The organism is Promicromonospora sp. NFX87 (assembly GCF_048564965.1).
Classification (GTDB): Bacteria; Actinomycetota; Actinomycetes; order Actinomycetales; family Cellulomonadaceae; genus Promicromonospora.
In genome coordinates this window covers 2,218,766-2,235,361 of record NZ_CP183413.1, presented here as the reverse complement: position 1 = coordinate 2,235,361, position 16,596 = coordinate 2,218,766, and the positions used below count along the sequence as shown (strand labels likewise).

Below are 16,596 nucleotides of genomic sequence, written 5' to 3'. Positions count from 1 at the left end.
CGGGCTCAGGCCGGGGTGCTCGCCCCGTCCGCGCTGCCGCCCACACCGACTCCGGCGACCAGGGCATCGCCCAGCTCGGAACGCAGGTACAGGACCGAACGCCCGTGCCGCGCACTGGTGAGCAGGCCTGCGTCGCGCAGCGCCCGCAGGTGCTGGTTGACGGCGGACGTCGTCACCCCGAGCCGGCCCGCCAGCTCGGTCGACGACGCCGGCGCCGCCAGGACCGTGAGCAGGCCGGCGCGGGGCGCACCCACCAGGCCCGCGAGCGCCGCGGGCGCGCGCCGGGGCTCGGCCTGCCAGAGCGTCCCGACGCCGCGGGCGCCGTACATCACGACGGGCGGTTCCTCCGGTGAGATCGGGGCTGTGGCCCCGCGGGTGAACAGCGTCGGCACGAGGGTGAGGCCTTCGCCGGTGGTGGGCCGCCGGAACCGGGCGTCGGTGCCCAGGCGCACGCGTACGACGCCGTCGACCAGCCGCACGCGGTCGCTGAGGTCGGCGAACATGGCCGCCGTCCCGTAGGCGGAGATGACCTGCCCGCGGTGGACGACGTCGGCCTGGAGGACCGCGCGCATGCGCGGCCACCAGGGCTCGAAGCAGGTGTCCCAGTACGTGCGCAGGGCCGTCGCGATGCGTTCGCGGACCGTCCCGGGGGCGCCGCGCAGCGGCGCGGGCAGCACGTCGGGGTGGACGGCGCGCAGGTCGTCGACCATCCGCGGGAGGTGGATGTTCTCGACGGCGGCGAGCTCGTCCCCGATGCGGGTGAGCGGGCTGTACGGGCGGGGCGTGAGGTAGTCGGGCGTCCACAGCACGGAGTTGGTCAGCGCCCGCAGCAGCGGCAGGTCCAGCGCGGAGCGGGCCTGCTCGGTGCGCTGGAGCCAGGGCAGGTGCACCGGGTAGCGGCCGGGGTCGCGGAACGTGCGCAGGGACAGGGTGAGCTCGGTGAGCGGCGACACCGCGAAGCGCACGTCGGCGACGTCCATCCCGGCGAGCTCGTACTCGATCAGCCCGCCGGTCCGTTGGCGTTCCATGAAGCCGCACGCTACATCAGTTGAACTGGATGCCCTCCGCGGCGGACAAAGGGGCGTGCAGCAGACCTTCTTCCCCAGCGACCGTGTCGCCCGCTCCCTGACTCTCAGCACCATGGCGTTCGCCCTGTCCAGCGGCGTCTTCTACACCGTCAGCGCCCTGTACTTCACGCGCGTCATCGGGCTCGGCGCCACGACGGTGGGCCTCGGCCTGGGCATCGCGGGCGGTGTGGGAGTGCTGGCCGCCTACGGGGCCGGGTGGCTGTCGGACCGGGTGGGCGCCCATCACGTCCAGGCCTGGGCCACGGGCCTGAACGGGCTGGCGATGCTCGCGTACACCCTCGCGTCGGACGCCGTGGTGTTCACCCTGGTCGCGAGCCTCGCCATCGGCCTGCGCTCGGCGAGCGGCTCGTCCAAGCAGGCGATGCTCGCGCGGTGGTACACCGGGCCCGAGCGCGTAGAGGTCCGCGCCCGCATGCGCGTCGTCACCAACGTGTTCATCGGCCTGGGCACGATGGCCGCCGCGGCGGCCCTGCTGGTGGACACCCCCGCCGCGTACCGGACGGCGATGATCTCGGTCGGTGTCCTGCTCCTGCTGGCCGCCCTGCCGCTCGCGCGGCTCGGCCGCCAGGTCCCCGAGCTCGCCGCCAGGATGGTCCAGCAGGTCGCCACGGAGCAGGCCGACGACGAGCAGGCTGCCGGCGCACGGCGCGGGTCCTCGCCGTGGCGGGACCGCCGGTACGTCGCCGCCGTGGCCTGCAACGCGGTGGTGGCCATGCACTTCGGCCTCCAGACCGTCGGCGTCCCGCTCTGGGTGGCCACCACCGAGGCCCCGACCGCGATGGTCGCGGTGCTGCTCGTCCTCAACACCGTGGTCGTGGCCCTGCTCCAGGTGCGTGCGTCGCGCGGCACGCACGACGTCCGCCACGCGGGAGTCACCGTCCGGCGCGCGTCGTGGCTGCTCGCGGCGGCCTGCGTCCTGTACGCGCTGGCCGGGTACGGGAACCTCGCGGCCGCCTGCGCGCTGCTGGTGGTCGCCGCCCTCGCCCACTCCCTGGGCGAGATCCTCGGCGAGGCGGGCGGCTGGGGCATGGCCTTCGAGCTGGCCGACCCCCAGCACGCCGGCGCGTACCAGGGCCTGAGCCAGACCGGCTACGCCGTCGCGTCGATGGTCGCCCCCGCGCTCGTGACGGCCACCGCCATCGAGCACGGGACGGTGGGCTGGCTGGGTCTGGCCGTCCTGTTCGTCGCCGCCGGGACGGCCGCCGCTGTGGTGGCCCGCGGCCGGGCAGAACCAGGCGCGGCGCCGCTGCGGTACGGCGCGGTGGGCAAGGTGGACTCGGTGAGAGGGTGCCAGGTCCGCTGAATTTCGTTCAGCCCACCCGGCACCTACCGAAACAGCACTACGCGCACGAGAGCCCGGGCTCGAGGCGCCGGAATCGCAGCCTTGCCCTCGCGCGGCTGACCGGGCACTCAGACAGAAGGCGCGGCACCCTCACCCGTCAGCGACCAGCTCGCGAGAAGGCTCAGCGCTCGCTGCGACGGGGAGCTCGCCTCGGTCGAGTAGACGTACAGCGTCGTGTGCGGGTCGCCGGGGAGCATCAGCGTCTCGTACTCGACCGTGAGGTCTCCGACCAGCGGGTGCCGCAGCCGCTTGGACCCGTGCGTGCGCTGGTTGACCCGGTGCTCGTCCCACCACCTGTCGAACTCGGCGCTGGACTCCCGGAGCTCCGCGACGAGCTCGGCCGTCGCCCGGTCCGCCGGGTCGTTCCCCGCCTCCAGGCGCAGGTTCTCCGCGGCGACACGGGCCTGCTCCTCCCAGTCGACGAACAGCGACCGCGCGTCCTCGTCGAGGAACATCCAGCGCGCGTAGTTGCGCTGCGGGGCGGGGAACCGCTCGAAGTCGGTGAAGAGCGCCCTGCCCAGCCGGTTCTGCGCGAGCACGTCGGCGCGGCGTCCCAGCACCAGCACCGGCACGTCGGCCAGGGCGTCGAGCAGCTGGTACAGCCCCGGGCGGACCCGCTGGACGGGACGCGTGCGCGGCGACGGCGTCGCGGTGCCGAGGCCGATCAGGTCCGCGAGGTGGGCGCGTCCCGCCTCGTCCAGAGCGAGCGCCCGGCCGATGGCGTCGACCACCGACGGCGACGGCACGATGCGCCGGCCCTGTTCCAGCCGTGCGTAGTAGTCGGTCGAGACGCCCGCCAGGAACGCGACCTCCTCGCGGCGCAGGCCCGGCACCCGGCGCACCCTGCCGTCCGCGGGCAGACCCGCCCGGGACGCGTCGACCTGACCCCGCGCCCGGCGCAGGAAGTCCGCCAGCTCCGTGTTCTTCTCCGACATGCCTTCATTGTGGCCACCCCGGTCCACGCCCGGCGTCCCCAACCAGGACCTCTGCGTCCTAGTCACGGCCGGTCCAGGACGAGGGGGGCCAGCTATGAGCGCCTGGAGCGGGTCTCCCGGACGGAGTCTTGATGTGCCGGCAAACGAGCCGGACAGCCACTCAGCACTCCCCACCCCGCACTCCAAGGAGACCACCATGACCTACCCCACCGACCGCCCCGCCACCTGGTTCGTCACCGGCGCCTCACGCGGCCTCGGGCTCGAGCTCGTCCGGCAGCTGCTCCAGCGCGGCGACAACGTCGCGGCGACCACCCGCTCCACCGAGCGCCTGACCGGCGCCCTCGACGGCACCGACACGACCCGCCTGCTCCCCCTCGCGGTCGACCTCGCCGACGAGAGCCAGGTGGCGCAGGCGGTCGCCGCCACCACGGAGCGCTTCGGCACCCTGGACGTCGTCGTGAACAACGCCGGGTACGGCTACCTCGCCGCCGTCGAGGAGGTCTCCGACGCCGACGCCCGCACGATGTTCGACGTCCAGGTCTTCGGCGTCTGGAACGTGCTGCGCGCGGTGCTGCCGGGCTTCCGGGCGAACCGCAGCGGCCACGTCATCAACGTGTCCTCGATCGTCGGGCTGGTGCCCTTCCCCGGCTGGGGCCTGTACGGCGCCGGCAAGTTCGCCCTGGAGGCGATCTCGGAGTCCCTGGCCGCCGAGGTCGCTGACCACGGCATCCGGGTGAGCACCGTCGAGCCGGGCTACATGCGCACCGACTTCCTGCGCCCGGTCTCGCTCGGCCTGCCCTCGTCGACCAGCGACGCCTACCCCGCCGTCCGCGAGATGGTCGAGCAGCACCTGGACATGCCGGGGACGCAGCTCGGCGACCCCGCGAAGGCCGCAGCGGCGATCATCGCCGTCGCGACCACCGGCGACGCGCCGCTGCACCAGCTGCTCGGCTCGGACTCCGTGTCCCTGGCGGACGCGCGCCTCCAGGCCCTGGCCGCCGACTTTGCGGCCGGCCGTCAGCTCGCCGTGACCACCGACGTCACTACCGAAGTCGCCACCGACGTCGCCACGGCCTGACCGGCTGCCGTCGGCCACGGCCCGGGTGGTGTCCGCACCCGCGGACACCGCCCGGGCCGTGGCCGGAGGGGATCTCGTCAGCCCTCCGCGGCGCCCGTCATGATCGCCACCGCCTCGGTCATGGTGTGCGACTGCGGCGTGATCGTCGCGGCGCGCCTGCCGAGCCGCTGGATGTGGATCCGGTCCGCGACCTCGAAGACCTGCGGCATGTTGTGGCTGATGATGATCACCGGCACGCCCTTGTCGCGCAGGGTGCGCACCAGCTCCAGCACCTGGCCCGACTCGCGGACGCCGAGGGCCGCCGTCGGCTCGTCGAGGACGACGACCTTCGAGCCGAAGGCCGCGGCCCGAGCGACGGCGACCGCCTGACGCTGCCCGCCGGACAGGTTCTCGACGGGAACCGTCACGTCCTGCAGCGTCGAGATGCCGAGCTCGCGCAGCTCACGACGAGCCCGTTCGCGCATCCCCGCGCGGTCGGTCATGCGCAGCACCGAGCCGAGCGGGCCCTTGCGGCGCACCTCGCGGCCGAGGAACAGGTTCGCGGCGACGTCGAGCGACGGGGCGACGGCGAGCGTCTGGTAGACGGTCTCGATCCCGGCCGCCCGCGCGTCCTGCGGCCGCTTGAAGTGGACCGGCCGGCCGTCGAGGAGGACCTCGCCCCGGTCCGGGACCTCGGCGCCGGTCAGGCACTTGACGAGCGTCGACTTGCCGGCGCCGTTGTCGCCGATGATCGCGAGCACCTCGCCGCGGTAGAGCTCGATGTCCACGCCGTCGAGCCCGACCACGTGGCCGAAGGTCTTGACGAGCCCGCGTGCCTGGAGGACGGGCTTCCGCTCGTCGGCGGCCGGCCCGCCGGCCGCTGCGCTCGTCGCGTCGGGGGCCGTGCCGGTGTCGGTGGTAGTCACTTGCGCACCTTCCGGATCCACTGGTCGAGGGAGACCGCGACGATCACGAGGACGCCGACGGCGAGGGTCTGGTAGAGCACGTCGAGCCCGGCGAGCGACAGCCCGTTCCGGAACACCCCGACGATCAGCGCGCCGAGCAGGGTGCCCCAGACCGTGCCCCGGCCGCCGAACAGGCTCGTCCCGCCGATGACGACGGCGGTGATCGAGTCGAGGTTCATGTCGATGCCGACGTTGGGGCTCGCGGCGTTGGCCCGCCCGATCTGGATCCAGGCGGCGAGCGCGAGCATCGCCCCGGCGGCGAGGTACACGCTGATCAGCACGCGGTGGACGCTGATGCCCGACAGCCGCGCGGCGTCGCGGTCGTCGCCGACGGCGTACACGTGCGTACCCCAGGCGGTGCGCCCCAGCACGAACGCCACCACGAGGTAGGCGGCGAGCATGAGGATCACGCCCGTGGAGACCCGCACGCCGAACACCGGGAACGTGGTGCCCGTCCACGTCATGGCCGCCGGCATGTCCCCGCCGCGCACGGTGGCCCCGTGCGAGTACAGGAGCGTGACCGCGAGGTAGATGTTGAGCGTGCCCAGCGTCGCGATGAACGGTGGCAGCTTGAAGCGGGTCACGAGCAGCCCGTTGACGCCGCCCGCCGCGAGGCCGACGACCAGCCCGAGCAGCAGCGCCACCACGGGCGACGCCCCGGCGGCGGTCGTGATCTGGGCCATGACCATCGAGGCGAGGACCATCGTCGCGCCGACCGACAGGTCGATGCCCGCGGTGAGGATCACGAGCGTCTGGGCCACGGCGAGGGTGCCCACCACCGCGACCTGCTGCGTGATCAGGGAGAGGTTCGCGGGCGCCCAGAACCGGTCGTTGAGGAGGCCGAAGACGATCACGGACACGACGAGCACGATCGCCGGGCTCAGCGCCGGGTAGCGGTGCAGCACGCCGCGTGCGCGTTCGAGCGGGGTCCGGCGGTCGAGGAACTCGGCGGCCGCGTCGTGCGCCGGTTCGTGAGCGGCGGCGGGCAGGGTGGATGTGCTCATCGTCAGCCCCAGCAGAGGTCGGTCGCGGCGGCCGAGTCGATGGACTCGACGCCGTCGGCGGGCGTGTCCGTCACGAGCGCGACGCCGGTGTCGAAGAAGTCGAGCCCCTCGGTGGTCTCGGGCTTGGTACCCGACTCGGCCAGCTCGGCGATCGCCTCGACGCCCAGCTCGGCCATCTTCACCGGGTACTGCTGGCTCGTGGCGCCGATGACGCCTTCCTTCACGTTGTCGACGCCCGCGCAGCCGCCGTCGACCGAGACCAGGACGACGTCCTTCTCCCGGCCCGCGGCCTCCAGCGCCTGGTACGCGCCGTACGCGGCCGGCTCGTTGATCGTGTAGACGACGTTGACGTCCGGGTTCTTGGTGAGCAGGTTCTCCATCGCGGTGCGCCCGCCGTCCTCGGCGCCCTGGCTCGCCTCGTTGCCCACGATCTCGTAGTCCCCGCCGCTGTACGTGCCGGTCGGGGCCTCGTCGCCGTTGACAGCGGGATCGGCGACGTCGATGCCCATGCCCTCGAGGAAGCCCTGGTCGCGGTCGTAGTCGACCGAGACGACCTTGTCGTCGAAGAGGTCGAGCAGCGCGATGGTGGCCTTCTCGCCGTCCAGCTGGGCGGCCGCCCACTCCCCGATCAGCACGCCGGCCTGCCGGTTGTCGGTGGCGAACGTGATGTCGACGGCGTCGGCGGGGTCCGGCGGCGTGTCCAGCGCGATGACGTACAGGCCCGCGTCGCGCGCCTTCTTCAGCGCGTCCACGACGGACGGGCCGTTCGGCGTGATGAGGATGCCCGCGTCGCCCCGGGCGATCGCGTTCTCGATCGCCTGGATCTGCGTCTCCTCGTCGCCGTCCGCCTTGCCGGCGGCCATGGTCAGGTTGACGCCCTGGTCGACGGCGGCCGCCTCCGCGCCGTCCTGCATCGCGACGAAGAACGGGTTGGTCGTCGTCTTGACGATCAGCGAGACGCCGACACCGTTGTCACCGCTGTCACTGTCGCCGCACGCGGTGAGGCCGAGCGCCCCGAGTGCGATCGCGCCGGTCAGCGCGATTCCGCGCCGCAGCGCGGGTCGGTCATTGGTCAGTGTGTTCACCGTCGAACTCCTTCGTGGGGCCGGTTGCCCGACAACGTTGTCAGGTCCATGTTTAACCGAAAGTGCCGGTAGGGTCAAGGCAACAACGCAAAGGAGCGGTCCAGATATGACATCGGTGTCAGACGATTCCTCGCCGGCGGTGCGCCAGCGGCGGCCGACGATGCGCGACGTGGCGCGTGTCGCCGGCGTCGGCATCAAGACCGTCTCGCGGGTCATCAACGGCGAGCCCAACGTCTCCCCCGCGACCGCCGAGCGCGTCAACCGCGCCGCGGCGGACCTGCACTACGAGCCGGACCTGCAGGCCGGCAACCTGCGCCGGTCCGACGGCCGCTCCCGCACCCTCGGCCTCCTGGTCTCCAGCGTCGCGAACCCGTTCGCCGCGCAGGTGCACCGGGCGATCGAGCGGGTCGCCACCGAGTACGGGTACGCGGTGCTCGCGGCGAGCCTGGAGGACGACCCGGCCGCGGAGCTGCGGGCGGTCACCGCGCTCGCCCGGCGCCGGGTGGACGGGTTCATCGTCACGCCGGTCCGGGACGACCAGTCGTACCTGCGGGTGCACGTCGACCGCGGGACGCCGCTGGTGTGCGTCGACCGGACGCCGCACGGCATAGAGACCGACTGCGTCGTGACGGGGAACGTCGACGGCGCACGCGACGCCGTCCGCCACCTGGTCTCGTACGGGCACCGGCGGATCGCGTTCCTCGGCGACCTCGAACGCATAGAGACGGCGCGCCTGCGCCGGGAGGGCTACCTGACCGAGCTCGCCGCGGCCGGGATCGACGCCGACCCCGCCCTGATGGTGCTCGGCCTGCACGACGACGCGAGCGCCACCGCCGTCGTCCGCACGCTCCTCGCGCTCCCCGACCCGCCGACCGCGATCTTCTCGAGCCAGAACCTGATCACGATCGGCACCATCCGGGCCCTGCAGCAGCTCGGCCGGGAGAACGACATCGCCCTGGTCGGGTTCGACGACGTCGAGACGGGCGACCTCATGAAGCCCGCGGTGACGACCATCGCGCAGGACCCGGACCGCATCGGCCGCCTCGCGGCGGAGCGGCTCTTCGCGCACCTGGAGGGCGACACCAGCGCCGCGCGGCAGGTCGTGGTGCCCACCCGCCTCGTCGTGCGCGGCTCGGGCGAGATCCCTGGGCCGGCTTGATCTGTCTCCATCCACACGTTCACGACCGCCGCGGGCGGAAGTTTGGGTCTGCGAGCGCTTGTGTTCGGGTGTCCGAACTTTTAGGGTCGTGCCATGCCCCGCACTCGCCGCGCCGTCGCCGCCGCCCGCCTCGCACTGCCCATGGTCATGGCCATGGTCGCGGGGGCCATGTCCGGATGCGCGGCCTCGGCGCAGGGTTCGGGGGCCGACGACCGGCCCGTGGTGCTGACCACGTTCACCGTGCTCGCGGACGTCGCGCAGAACGTGGCCGGCGACCATCTACGCGTCGAGTCGATCACCAAGGTCGGCGCGGAGATCCACGGGTACGAGCCGACGCCGCGCGATATCGCCAAGGCGTCCGAGGCCGACCTGATCCTGGACAACGGGCTCAACCTCGAGTCGTGGTTCGGGCAGTTCGTCGAGTCGGTGGACGTGCCGCACGTCGTCGTGTCCGACGGCGTGGAGCCGCTGGACATCACGGAGGACGCCTACGCGGGCAAGCCGAACCCGCACGCGTGGATGAGCCCGGTGAACGTCCAGCTCTACGTCGACAACATGGTCGACGCGTTCGCCGAGCTCGACCCGGCGCACGCCGCCGACTACGAGGCCAACGGCGCCGCGTACCAGGCGAAGCTGCAGAAGGTGCAGGACGAGCTCGTCACGGGGCTGTCGGCCCTGCCGGGGAACCAGCGCGCGCTGGTGACCTGCGAGGGCGCGTTCTCCTACCTCGCGCGTGACGCCGGGCTGACCGAGCAGTACATCTGGCCCGTGAACGCCGAGCAGCAGGCCACCCCGCAGCAGATCACCTCGGCCATCGAGTTCGTCGAGACCAATCACGTCCCCGCGGTGTTCTGCGAGTCGACGGTCTCCGACAAGCCCATGCAGCAGGTGGTCGAGGCGACCGGCGCGGCGTTCGGCGGCACCCTCTACGTCGACTCGCTCTCCGCGGCCGACGGGCCGGTGCCAACCTACCTCGACCTGATCCGGTACGACGCCACGACGATCGTCGACGCCCTCACCGGGAGCGAGTCATGATCCCCGCGAACCAGGCTCCAGCAAGCCGGACCCCGGCCATCGAGGTGTCCGACGTCGTCGTCCGCTACGGCGAGGTGGTGGCCCTGGACGGCGTGACCCTTCGCGTCGCCCCCGGCCGGGTGACCGGGCTCGTCGGGATGAACGGGTCGGGCAAGTCGACGCTGTTCAAGGCGATCATGGGGACGGTCCGCCCCGACACCGGAACGGTCCTGATCGACGGCGCCGCCCCGGTCGCGGCCCGCAAGCAGGGCGCGGTCGGGTACGTGCCGCAGAGCGAGGACGTCGACTGGGCCTTCCCCGTCTCCGTCCGGGACGTGGTCATGATGGGTCGCTACGGCCGTCAGGGCCTGACCCGGCGGGCCCGGCACACCGACCACGCCGCCGTCGCCGAGGCCCTTGAGCGGGTCGAGCTCACCGGCTATGCCGACCGGCAGATCGGGCAGCTCTCGGGCGGGCAGCGGAAGCGCGCGTTCGTCGCCCGCGGCATCGCTCAGGACGCGCGGATCCTCCTGCTGGACGAACCCTTCGCCGGCGTCGACAAACGCTCGGAGGCCACGATCGTGCGGCTGCTCAGGGAGCTCGCCGACGACGGCCGGACCGTCCTGGTCTCGACCCACGACCTGCACGCCCTCCCCCGGCTCGCGGACGAGGCGGTGCTCCTGCTGCACCGGGTCCTGTTCCACGGCGGGGTCGCGGAGGCGCTGCGGCCGGACAACCTGGCCCGCGCGTTCGGGCTGGACGTGCTCGACCGAGACTCCGACAGAGACCGCGACAGGAACTTCGACAGGGAGGGATCCGCATGAGCCTCCTCGACCTCCTGCTGGAGCCGCTGCAGTTCGACTTCATGGTCCGCGCTCTCGCGACGACGGTCATCGCCGCCGTCGTCTGCGCGCTGCTCTCGTGCTGGCTCGTGCTGGTCGGCTGGTCGCTGATGGGCGACGCCGTCTCCCACGCCGTCCTGCCCGGGGTGGTGATCGCCTACGTGCTCGGCGCGCCGTTCGCGCTCGGGGCCCTCGTGTTCGGGTTCCTCGCCGTCGCCCTCATCGGCGCGATCCGCGGCACGAGCCGGATCAAGGAGGACGCCGCGATCGGGATCGTGTTCACGACCCTCTTCGCGCTCGGCCTCGTCCTCATCTCCGTCACGCCGAGCAACACGGACCTGAACCACATCATCTTCGGCAACATCCTCGGCGTCTCCAACCCCGACCTGATCCAGATCGCCGTCCTGGCCACGATCGCCTTCGTGATCCTGGTCCTCAAGCGCCGCGACCTGACGCTGTACGCGTTCGACCCCATGCACGCCCACGCGATAGGGCTCTCGCCCCGGTTCCTCGGGGCTCTGCTGCTCGGGCTGCTCGCGCTGACCGCCGTCGTCGCCCTCCAGGTGGTCGGTGTGATCCTGGTCGTGGCGATGCTGATCATCCCCGGCGCCACCGCGCACCTGCTCACCGACCGGTTCGGGCGCATGCTCGTGATCGCGCCCGTGCTGTCGGCGGCCTGCTCGGTGGTGGGCATCTACCTCAGCTACTGGCTCGACGCCGCCTCGGGCGGGCTCGTCGTCCTCGTGCAGGGCGCCGCGTTCCTGCTCGTCTACCTGTTCAGCCCGCGGCACGGTCTGATCAGCAAGCTGCCCGCGGCCCGACGGCGGATCGCCGTCGCGAGCTGAGCCAGCGCCGCGGACCTCCCGCGCAGCCGCCGCGCGGCTCGTGACTTCGGTCCCTTGCACGGTTTGGCTCGTGACTTCGGTCCGTTGCCCTGAGATCGGTCGGTTGATTGACCGATCTCAGGGCAACGGACCGAAGTCACGCAGCGTGCGCAGCAACCGCCCGCTCACCGGCCCGTGAAGACCGGCACCTCGCGGTTCAGGAACGAGGCGACGGCGTCCGCGTGATCGCGCGTCGCGCCGCACGCGATCTGGCCGAGCGCCTCTGCCTCGAGCGCCTCGTCGAGGCTGAGGCCCGGCGCGTGCCCGATCAGGCGCTTGCTCTGCGCGAACGCGGCGGTCGGCCCGGCGGCGAGCTGCCTGGCGAGGTCGACGGCCCTGGGCAGGACGTCCTCGGCGATCACCGTCTCGCCCGAGATGCCCCAGGCGATGGCCTCCTCCGCCGTGAAGGTGCGCCCGAACAGCATCAGCTCCTTCGCCCGGGCGTCCCCCACCGCGCGCGGCAGCGTGACCGACAGGCCCGTGTCGAAGGTCAGCCCGATCCCGGCGAACGCGGTCGCCAGCTTGACTCCCTCCGCGAAGACCCGGTGGTCGCAGGCCAGCGCGAGGCCGAGCCCCGCGCCGACGCAGGTGCCGCCCACCGCGGCGATCACCGGTTTGGGCATGGTCAGCAGGTTCCGGACGATGGGCGTGTAGTGCTCGCGGACCGTCGCGAACGCCGACTCCGCGCCGTCCTCCAGGGCCTTCGCGTGCTCACCGAGGTCCTGCCCCAGGCAGAACGCCCTGGCCGACCCCGTGAGCACCACCGCGCGCACCTGCTCGTCGGCCGCGATGTCCGCGACGGCGTCGCGCAGCATCACCTTGGCCGCGGCGGTCAGCGCGTTGCGGTGCTCGGGGTCGTCCAGCGTGATCGTCGCCACCGCGTCCCTGCGGTCGACGACGACGGGGGTCTCGGTCATAACAACTCCTCCAGAGTCAAACCTGTGCGGATCTGTCAGACACAGGGGTCACCCCTGTGACCTGTGGGTCTGACAGTCGGTCGGTCACCACGTGTAGAAACCCTTGCCGGTCTTGCGTCCCAGGTCACCGGCCGCGACCTTGTCCCGGAGCACCTGCGGGGGCGCGAACCGTGGCCCCAGCTCGCGTTCGAGGTGCTCGGCGATGTTCAGCCGCACGTCGAGCCCGACGATATCGGTGGTGCGCAGCGGGCCCACCGGATGCCGGTAGCCCAGCGTCATCGCCGTGTCGATGTCGGCGGCGTCGGCCACGCCCTCCTCCAGCATGCGCATCGCCTCCAGCGCGATCGCGACCCCGAGGCGGCTGCTGGCGAAGCCCGGCGAGTCCCGGACCGTGATCGCGGTCTTGCCCAGGCCGGCGACCCAGCCGCGGGCCGACTCGACCAGACCGGGCGCGGTCCGCCGTCCGACCACCACCTCGACCAGGCCGCTCACCGGGACGGGATTGAAGAAGTGCAGGCCGACCAGCCGGGACGGGTCGGGCAGCGCCTCGGCCAGGACATCGATCGACAGCGAGCTCGTGTTGCTGCCGACCATCGCGTCCGGGGCGACGGCGGCGATCCGCCGCAGCACGTCGTGCTTGAGATCCACGAGCTCGGGCACTGCCTCGACGACGAGCGCGCACCCGGCCAGGGCCGCGGCGTCGGTCACCACCTCGAACGTGCCGGCGGGCCGTGCGCCCTTGGCTTCCCTGGCACCCTTGGCCGCCGCCTTGGCGAGGCTCGCCTCGATCCGCTCGCGGGCCGCCCGGGCCGAGGTCGCGTCGTTCTCGACCACGGTGACGGCCGCCCCGGCGATGGCGAAGGCGTGGGCGATCCCGCCGCCCATCCGGCCGCCGCCGTACACGCCGACGGTCCGCGGGACGACGTCGGTGCTGGGCGCGCCCGGGGTACTCGAGGTCTCCGTGGTCATCGCTTCCCCTTCCTGCGCTCGAGGAACGCCGTCATCCGGTCCGTCTTCTCCTGGGTCTCGAACAGCACCGCCTGCGCGATGTCGTCGACGAGCGGGTGCGCGTCGCGCGGCGCGTCCAGGACGGACTTGGTGAGCCGCACGGCGAGCGGCGCCTGGGCGGCGATGCGGTCGGCGAGCCGGTGCCCGGCGGGTTCGAGGTCGCCGGCGTCGACCACCTCGTTGAGCAGGCGCACCGCGAGCGCCTCCTGGGCGTCGAGCACCCGGCCGGCCAGCAGGACCTCCTTGGCCAGGGGTTCGCCCACGAGCTCCTTGAGCCGCCAGGCGGCGCCGGCCGCGGCCAGGATCCCGAGGCCTGGTTCGGGGTTGCCGATCTTCGTCGCGGGGGTGCCGATCCGGAAGTCGCAGGCGTAGGCGAGCTCCGCGCCGCCCCCGAGCGCGTACCCGTCGACCAGCGCGATCACGGGCATCGGCAGCTTCCGGACCCGTTCGAAGACGCCGGAGTTGATCCCGGCGAGCGCGTCGTCCCGCCGTCGTTCCCGGAGCTGGGCGATGTCCGCCCCCGCGGCGAAGGTGCCGCCGGCGCCGATCAGGAGCGCCACCCGCGGCGCGGCCTCCAGCGCGGCGCACGCTGCGTGCAGGGCCTCGACCATCGCCCGGTCGATCGCGTTGCGGACGTCCGGCCGGTTCAGCCGCAGGACCACCCGGTCGTCGTGCTCCTCGACCAGCAACGGCGCGGTCATGCGTCGAAGCCGTTCATGCGTCGCAGCCCGGTCATGCGTCGAAGTCCACGGTGACCTCGTCGCTGACCGGGTACGTCTGGCAGGTCAGCACGAACCCGGCGGCGACCTCCTCCGGTTCGAGCGCGTAGTTGCGCACCATGTCGACCTCGCCCGCGCAGACCTTCGCGCGGCACGTGCCGCAGACCCCGCCCTTGCACGCGAAGGGCAGGTCGGCGCGGACCTCCTGCGCGGCGTCGAGGAGCCGCTTGTCCTGCGACATCGCGCTGGTCGTCGACCGGCCGTCGAGGATCACGGTCACCTCGCTCGTCGCGCCGTCCACCACCCGGTCCGGATGCCGCAGCTCGGGCGGGGGCTCGTCGACCCAGAAGAGCTCGAAGTGCACCCGCTCGGCGGGCACGCCGAGCTCCGCCAGCACCGCGCGGGCCTCGGTGAGCATGCCGAACGGCCCGCAGAGCCAGACGTGGTCCATGTCGCCGACGGGCACGACGAGGGTGAGCAGGTCGCGCAGCCGGTCGCCGTCGAGCCGGCCCGAGAACAGCTCGACGTCGCGCGGCTCCCGGGACAGGACGTGGACCAGGTCCAGCCGGTCGTGGTGGGCGTCCTTGAGGTCCGCGAGCTCCTCCGCGAACATCACGGAGCTGGTGGTGCGGTTGCCGTAGAGCAGCGTCACCCGCGCGTCGGGGTTGCCGAGCACGGTGGCCATGATCGAGAGCATCGGCGTGATGCCCGAACCCGCCGCGATGCACAGGTGCCGCCCGCCCTGCGCCGGGTCGGCCCGGAAGCTACCGCTCGGCGGCAGCACCTCCACCCGGTCGCCGGGCCGCACCTCCCGCACCAGCCAGGTCGAGAACAGGCCGTCGGGAACCTCGCGGACGCCGATCCGCGGCGCGCTGCCCGCGGGCGCGCAGATGGAGTAGCTGCGGCGCTGCTCGACGCCGGCGACGGTGCGCCGCAGCGTCAGCGACTGGCCGGCGGCGAAGTCGAAGACGTCCCGCAGCTCGTCGGGCAGGTCGAACGTGACGGCGGCCGCGTCGTCGGTGAGCTGCTCGACGTCGGTCACGGTGAGCGTGTGGAACGTGGCGGTCACGTCAGATCTCCTTCACGTGCTCGAAGGGCTCGAGGCAGGCCTGGCAGCGGTACAGCGCCTTGCAGGCGGTGGAGCCGAACTCCGAGCCGACCACGACGTCGTCCGACCCGCACCGCGGGCAGCGGACGGCGCGCCGCGTGGGCGTGAGCCGCAGCGGCACCGGGCCGGACCGGCGCGGCGCGGGCCCGGGCGGCGAGATCCCGGCGGCCGCGAGCGCCGCCCGCCCGGCGGGCGTGATCCAGTCGGTGGTCCAGGCGGGTTCGAGCACCACCCGCACGCGCGCGTCGGTGAAGCCCGCGGCGCGCAGCTCGCGCACGAGGTCGTCCCGCATCGCGGCCATGGCGGGGCAGCCGGAGTAGGTGGGCGTGATCGCGGCGACGACTGCTCCGTCCTCGCCGACGCTGACTTCGCGCAGGACGCCGAGGTCGGCCAGTGTGAGCATCGGCAGCTCCGGGTCGACGACGGCGGAGGCGGCTTCGCGTGCGCGTGCGAGGGCGCGGTCCCGGTCGAGAACAGTGATCACCACTGCCCCCTGGGGTGCGCGCGGGCGACCACCTGCAGCTCGGCGAGCAGCTCGGCGAGCGCCTCGGTGTGGTCGCCGTCGCGGCCCTGGTGCACCGGGTGCGCATCGTGCCCCTGGGCCCCGGCGGACGGCAGCGGGGTCGGCGGCAGCGTGGGCCGGTCGACGCCGCTCGCCGTGAGCACCTGGTCGAGCACCGCCTCGACGTCGGCGGCGACCTCCGCCGGGTCGACGCCGACGCCGGACAGCGCGGCGGCCCGTTCGACGTCGTGCGTCTCGAAGAGCTCGGACCAGTACGGCCAGAGCTCGTCGAGCCCGGCGAGCAGCCGGCGTCGCGACTCCTCGGTGCCGCGGGCCAGGGTCAGGAACCAGCGCCCGGCGAAGTCGCGGTGGTAGGTCAGCTCCTTGACGCCCTTGGCGGCCACGGCGGCGAGCACGGCGTCGCGGCTCTGGGTCAGCCGGTCAGACAGCCGGTCGAGGAGCGCCAGGCGCCACGAGGAGAACAGCAGGATCCGGACGACGGTCTGCGCGAAGTCGCCGTTGGGGACCTCCGCGAGCCGCACGTTGCGGAACTGGTGGGCGTCGCGGAAGAACGCCAGCCGGTCCTCGTCCGGGACCGGCGAGCCGTCGGGCAGGGCGGGTACCTGCGAAGGATCAGCGGCCGCCGCCCGGGCGAGCAGCAGCCGCGCCTGGCCGAGCAGGTCGAGCGCGATGTTGGAGAGCGCGATGTCCTCCTCGAGGTCCGGCGCGTTGCTGCACCACTCCCCGAGCCGCTGGGACAGCACCAGGGCGTCGTCGCCGAGCATCAGGCAGTAGGTCGCCAGCGTCACCGGGTCCACGCCGTCGGGCACCGTGGTGTCCACACCGGCGAGCGGGTCCTCGAAGTCGGTCCCGAAGGCCCAGTGTGCGTCGTTGACGAGCAGCCCCGAGTAGGCGCTGTCGTGGTCGTCGGGCTCGTGCGTCCGGACGTCAGGCATGTCGTGCTCTC

At 72.8% G+C, this 16,596-nt stretch carries 17 protein-coding genes; 6 read left to right on the top strand and 11 right to left on the bottom strand.

Annotation, left to right across the window (positions count from 1 at the left end):
* Positions 1-5: 5 nt before the first annotated feature.
* Positions 6-1,028, bottom strand: a complete 1,023-nt coding sequence (locus tag ACNYC2_RS09945) for a DUF5937 family protein (RefSeq protein WP_419706842.1) — start codon at positions 1,026-1,028, stop codon at positions 6-8.
* A gap of 55 nt (positions 1,029-1,083) precedes the next feature.
* Here ACNYC2_RS09945 and ACNYC2_RS09940 point away from each other — a divergent pair, with 55 nt between their 5' ends.
* On the top strand, positions 1,084-2,391 hold the full coding sequence (locus tag ACNYC2_RS09940) for an MFS transporter (RefSeq protein WP_419706841.1): 1,308 nt from the start codon (positions 1,084-1,086) through the stop codon (positions 2,389-2,391).
* Positions 2,392-2,498: 107 nt separating this feature from the next.
* Here the strand turns inward: ACNYC2_RS09940 and ACNYC2_RS09935 are convergent, their stop codons facing one another.
* Entirely contained in the window at positions 2,499-3,365 is an 867-nt protein-coding gene (locus tag ACNYC2_RS09935) for a helix-turn-helix transcriptional regulator (protein WP_419706840.1), read from the bottom strand.
* Positions 3,366-3,561: 196 nt separating this feature from the next.
* On the opposite strand from ACNYC2_RS09935, the gene ACNYC2_RS09930 reads away from it, so the two are divergent.
* The gene (locus ACNYC2_RS09930; RefSeq protein ID WP_419706839.1) at positions 3,562-4,443 is read left to right on the top strand and encodes an SDR family NAD(P)-dependent oxidoreductase; all 882 of its coding nucleotides are present in this window, start codon (positions 3,562-3,564) and stop codon (positions 4,441-4,443) included.
* A gap of 77 nt (positions 4,444-4,520) precedes the next feature.
* Here the strand turns inward: ACNYC2_RS09930 and ACNYC2_RS09925 are convergent, their stop codons facing one another.
* From ACNYC2_RS09925 to ACNYC2_RS09915, 3 genes are all read right to left on the bottom strand, one after another.
* The gene (locus ACNYC2_RS09925) at positions 4,521-5,228 is read right to left on the bottom strand and encodes an ATP-binding cassette domain-containing protein (RefSeq protein WP_419707815.1); all 708 of its coding nucleotides are present in this window, start codon (positions 5,226-5,228) and stop codon (positions 4,521-4,523) included.
* A gap of 116 nt (positions 5,229-5,344) precedes the next feature.
* Positions 5,345-6,391: an ABC transporter permease gene (locus ACNYC2_RS09920; protein ID WP_419706838.1), complete on the bottom strand. Its 1,047-nt coding sequence runs from the start codon at positions 6,389-6,391 to the stop codon at positions 5,345-5,347.
* Positions 6,392-6,393: 2 nt separating this feature from the next.
* A complete protein-coding gene (locus ACNYC2_RS09915) occupies positions 6,394-7,467 on the bottom strand; it encodes a substrate-binding domain-containing protein (RefSeq protein WP_419707814.1) in 1,074 nt (357 codons plus the stop codon).
* Positions 7,468-7,582: 115 nt separating this feature from the next.
* Between ACNYC2_RS09915 and ACNYC2_RS09910 the strand changes: the two genes are divergently transcribed.
* The 4 genes from ACNYC2_RS09910 (at position 7,583) to ACNYC2_RS09895 (ending at position 11,336) form a co-directional block, all read left to right on the top strand.
* Entirely contained in the window at positions 7,583-8,635 is a 1,053-nt protein-coding gene (locus ACNYC2_RS09910) for a LacI family DNA-binding transcriptional regulator (protein ID WP_419706837.1), read from the top strand.
* Between the two features lie 168 nt (positions 8,636-8,803).
* The gene (locus tag ACNYC2_RS09905) at positions 8,804-9,670 is read left to right on the top strand and encodes a metal ABC transporter substrate-binding protein (protein ID WP_419707813.1); all 867 of its coding nucleotides are present in this window, start codon (positions 8,804-8,806) and stop codon (positions 9,668-9,670) included.
* Positions 9,667-10,473 (top strand): metal ABC transporter ATP-binding protein, encoded by an 807-nt coding sequence (locus ACNYC2_RS09900; protein WP_419706836.1) that lies wholly within the window; start codon positions 9,667-9,669, stop codon positions 10,471-10,473. Before ACNYC2_RS09905 ends, ACNYC2_RS09900 begins: the two co-directional genes overlap by 4 nt.
* A complete protein-coding gene (locus tag ACNYC2_RS09895; protein WP_419706835.1) occupies positions 10,470-11,336 on the top strand; it encodes a metal ABC transporter permease in 867 nt (288 codons plus the stop codon). Before ACNYC2_RS09900 ends, ACNYC2_RS09895 begins: the two co-directional genes overlap by 4 nt.
* 164 nt (positions 11,337-11,500) lie before the next feature.
* On the opposite strand, the gene ACNYC2_RS09890 is transcribed toward ACNYC2_RS09895, so the two are convergent.
* The 6 genes from ACNYC2_RS09890 to paaC all read right to left on the bottom strand — a co-directional run bounded on the left by ACNYC2_RS09890 (position 11,501) and on the right by paaC (position 16,585).
* The gene (locus ACNYC2_RS09890; RefSeq protein WP_419706834.1) at positions 11,501-12,292 is read right to left on the bottom strand and encodes an enoyl-CoA hydratase/isomerase family protein; all 792 of its coding nucleotides are present in this window, start codon (positions 12,290-12,292) and stop codon (positions 11,501-11,503) included.
* An 84-nt stretch (positions 12,293-12,376) separates the two neighbouring features.
* Entirely contained in the window at positions 12,377-13,261 is an 885-nt protein-coding gene (locus ACNYC2_RS09885; RefSeq protein WP_419706833.1) for a 3-hydroxyacyl-CoA dehydrogenase family protein, read from the bottom strand.
* On the bottom strand, positions 13,258-14,001 hold the full coding sequence (locus ACNYC2_RS09880; RefSeq protein WP_419706832.1) for an enoyl-CoA hydratase/isomerase family protein: 744 nt from the start codon (positions 13,999-14,001) through the stop codon (positions 13,258-13,260). The genes ACNYC2_RS09885 and ACNYC2_RS09880 overlap by 4 nt, the downstream gene beginning before the upstream one ends.
* Positions 14,002-14,032: 31 nt before the next feature.
* A complete protein-coding gene (paaE, locus tag ACNYC2_RS09875; RefSeq protein WP_419706831.1) occupies positions 14,033-15,088 on the bottom strand; it encodes a 1,2-phenylacetyl-CoA epoxidase subunit PaaE in 1,056 nt (351 codons plus the stop codon).
* 1 nt (position 15,089) lies between these two features.
* Entirely contained in the window at positions 15,090-15,608 is a 519-nt protein-coding gene (paaD, locus tag ACNYC2_RS09870; protein WP_419707812.1) for a 1,2-phenylacetyl-CoA epoxidase subunit PaaD, read from the bottom strand.
* Positions 15,608-16,585: a 1,2-phenylacetyl-CoA epoxidase subunit PaaC gene (paaC, locus tag ACNYC2_RS09865; RefSeq protein ID WP_419706830.1), complete on the bottom strand. Its 978-nt coding sequence runs from the start codon at positions 16,583-16,585 to the stop codon at positions 15,608-15,610. The genes paaD and paaC overlap by 1 nt, the downstream gene beginning before the upstream one ends.
* Between the last annotated feature and the right edge of the window lie 11 nt (positions 16,586-16,596).